At 39.2% G+C, this 2,645-nt stretch carries 2 protein-coding genes and 1 pseudogene; all 3 read right to left on the bottom strand.

From position 1 onward, the window contains the following. Positions 1-114 precede the first annotated feature (114 nt). Positions 115-1,050 (bottom strand): KxYKxGKxW signal peptide domain-containing protein, encoded by a 936-nt coding sequence (locus tag EKM76_RS13040; RefSeq protein WP_125550993.1) that lies wholly within the window; start codon positions 1,048-1,050, stop codon positions 115-117. A gap of 310 nt (positions 1,051-1,360) precedes the next feature. Beyond that, positions 1,361-1,978 carry a response regulator transcription factor gene (locus tag EKM76_RS13045; protein ID WP_125550994.1) on the bottom strand — a complete coding sequence of 206 codons (618 nt, stop codon included), beginning with the start codon at positions 1,976-1,978 and terminating at the stop codon, positions 1,361-1,363. Positions 1,979-2,497: 519 nt separating this feature from the next. Next, positions 2,498-2,645: pseudogene (locus tag EKM76_RS13745) on the bottom strand (IS256 family transposase); the annotation flags it as partial.

A 2,645-nucleotide genomic window follows, 5' to 3' on the forward strand; every position in this document is an offset into this window, starting at 1 on the left:
CTGTGTTCGTTATTGTTTGGTCGCTATAACAATAACACGGAAGGTGCTTTTTTGGTACACCATTTTGGTGAAACTCTCAATCAAAGATAAAACGATGGTGTAGCAACATTCTCGTTAAGGTTTAGGAACAGATATGCATAATTCAGGATCATATAACTTCTGATACGTTTCATAGCTAACGACAACCATTTGTCCAAGCGCGCCCACATTATTTGCGATAGCAGCCGACCCTTTTTCGTTAATAATATCGTAGCTAGCTTGCGTATAACCATTTTTGTAGCTCTGGCTAGTTGTATCGACTGGTGTTGTTGCCGCTACGGCATTGATAACTTGTTTCTGTCCAGTTGCTTGATAAGCAGCGGCAGCCGCATTCTTAGCAGCTTCAAGCTCTGCATTAGTTGGATTAACTAACTTAGTTGCTTCTGTTGTAGCTAAAGAATCGTCAACAGCTGGAGTCGTTACTTCGGCGGCTGGCGTAGTATTATTTACGGTTTCTTCAGTAACTGCTGGCGTATCGTTTGTATCAGTGATATCGGCCACCGGCGTGACTGTATCTGTAGCTGGGGCCACTGGAGTAGCTACTTCAGCGGCCTTCGTAGCTACGGCTAAGTCAGCGGAATCAGCATTGTCTGCAACTTCTGAAGTAGGTGTAGCTGCTTCAGAAACGGGGGTCGCAACATCTGAAGCTTCCGAAACAGGTACTGCGTCTAAAACTGGCGCAACTTTTTCGGCGGCTGGTGTTGCAGCATCTGAAACCGGCGTGGCTGCTTCACTTGCTGGTGCAGTATCGGAGGTGGCTGTAGTTTTAACCGCTGCTGCATCAGATGCAGCAACAGTCTTGTCTACAGCCTCACTGGTTGTACCGGCTTCAGCGGTTGCCACATTGCTGTCAGCAGTTTGTGCTGCCTGAGCATCATCTGGCCGAGCCCCAACGCCCACACCTAATAGAAGCATGGACAAGCCGGCAAAAACCCATTTTTTACCGTCTTTATACATTTTATAATGCTGATCGATTACTTTAGAATCTCTTAATCTATTATTTTTACCCATAGTCTCAAACTCCTTATTATTGAATTTAAACAATAACACTCAATGCTGCACCCATTTTCAAGCAACATATCATTAAAAAGAAAATTATTTTATTTAAGTAACCGCCTTCTTTCTATTTATTATAGTTTATAGTATAAAAGACTTATCCTCGATGTCCGTTTGGGATAAACAATCTGCCCTTAAGGGAGACTTGTTATGGATATGAATAGTCTTAATTAATTCATTTAAAAGTAATAAAAAAAGCATAACTAGGGGTAAATACCTTAGTTATGCGACTTAATTACTATTTAATTATGAATTTTCTGCGTTATTATAGTCTAATTAACTCAAGTTGCATTGCTTTAGCCACTGCCCCGGCCCGACTATTAACGCCTAATTTAGTATAAATATTAGTTAAATGCGACTTAATAGTTCGCTCACTAAAATGAAGTTCTTTAGCGATTTTTGAATTACGATCGCCACGAGCAACTCGCGTGAGCACATCTAAATCTTCATCCGATAGTGCGTACTCTGCATCCCGATAATCGTTTGTATTTCTTAATAGTTCAGGTGAAACAGTCACTTGCCCCACCATTGCATCCTTGATCATTTGAAAAATTGTATCCGCCGAAGCATATTTTAATAGGAAGCCATCCGCACGCAAAGCCATTGCTTGGTGAAATACTTTAGCATTCTCATAAGTCGTTAGCATACAAACTTTAACCTGCGGGAAATTACGTTTAACTTGTGTTAACGTTTCAATACCGTCCAATACCGGCATCCGAATATCTAATAACATAACATCAACATCAAGTGTTTTCAGTTGATCTAAGGCTAATTGCCCATTTTCAGCTTCTCCAACAATTTCAAAACTTGCATCCTCATCAAAAATAGCTTTTAAGCCAGCCCTAAAAACCGGATGATTATCTACGATCATTACTTTTATCATTTTTAGCCCTCCCCAGTGGCATCTCAATTACAATTTCGTACCTTCACTTTTAGCCGACTTAATTGCCAACCAAGTGTCCGTTGATCAGTTCATACGCAAGCAATATTCTTTAAGCTAAAATTAAAGACACTTGTACTGATCTTATCGGTATCACACCCAACTCCGTGATCGATTGCGTTAGATAACGCTGATTCCCCTGTGACTCACCTAGAACTACAGCATTGGCCACATCAGCATGTTTGAACATATTAATTAAACTTTCATGGTTGCTCAATCAAGTTATGAAGACACAGCACAGAAAAATCTGGATCTCTATGCTCGTGTTAATAACCGCTAGATGACGCTGATATAAAAGACAGCTACCAAATCCGCCTTATTAATATCTATATATTTTTACATCGTTTCCTTTCACATTATAGTTATCTATTTATCATTACTATATAATATTTTTTCAAAATTATCTAATTTTAAGAGAGTGTCAAATTTTATGTGTAAATAGAAAAGCCTCTCGTCCTTTTTTTAAAACATAGATTCTAATGTATCTTCAACCATATTGAATCCTTTATGCACACGCTGATCAAACTTATCATTGTAATCCAGAATAACCGTCATTAAGGTCCTTTCTAAGGATTCCTCATTTGGAAACTGTTCACGCTTTTTGGTCTGC

The sequence above is a fragment of the Loigolactobacillus zhaoyuanensis genome (assembly GCF_003946385.1).
In the GTDB taxonomy this organism is placed as follows: domain Bacteria; phylum Bacillota; class Bacilli; order Lactobacillales; family Lactobacillaceae; genus Loigolactobacillus; species Loigolactobacillus zhaoyuanensis.

Coding starts and splice junctions, on each gene's coding strand:
- EKM76_RS13040 (WP_125550993.1), bottom strand. CDS start 1,050: ATGGGTAAAAATAATAGATTAAGAGATTCTAAAGTAATCGATCAGCAT.
- EKM76_RS13045 (WP_125550994.1), bottom strand. CDS start 1,978: ATGATAAAAGTAATGATCGTAGATAATCATCCGGTTTTTAGGGCTGGC.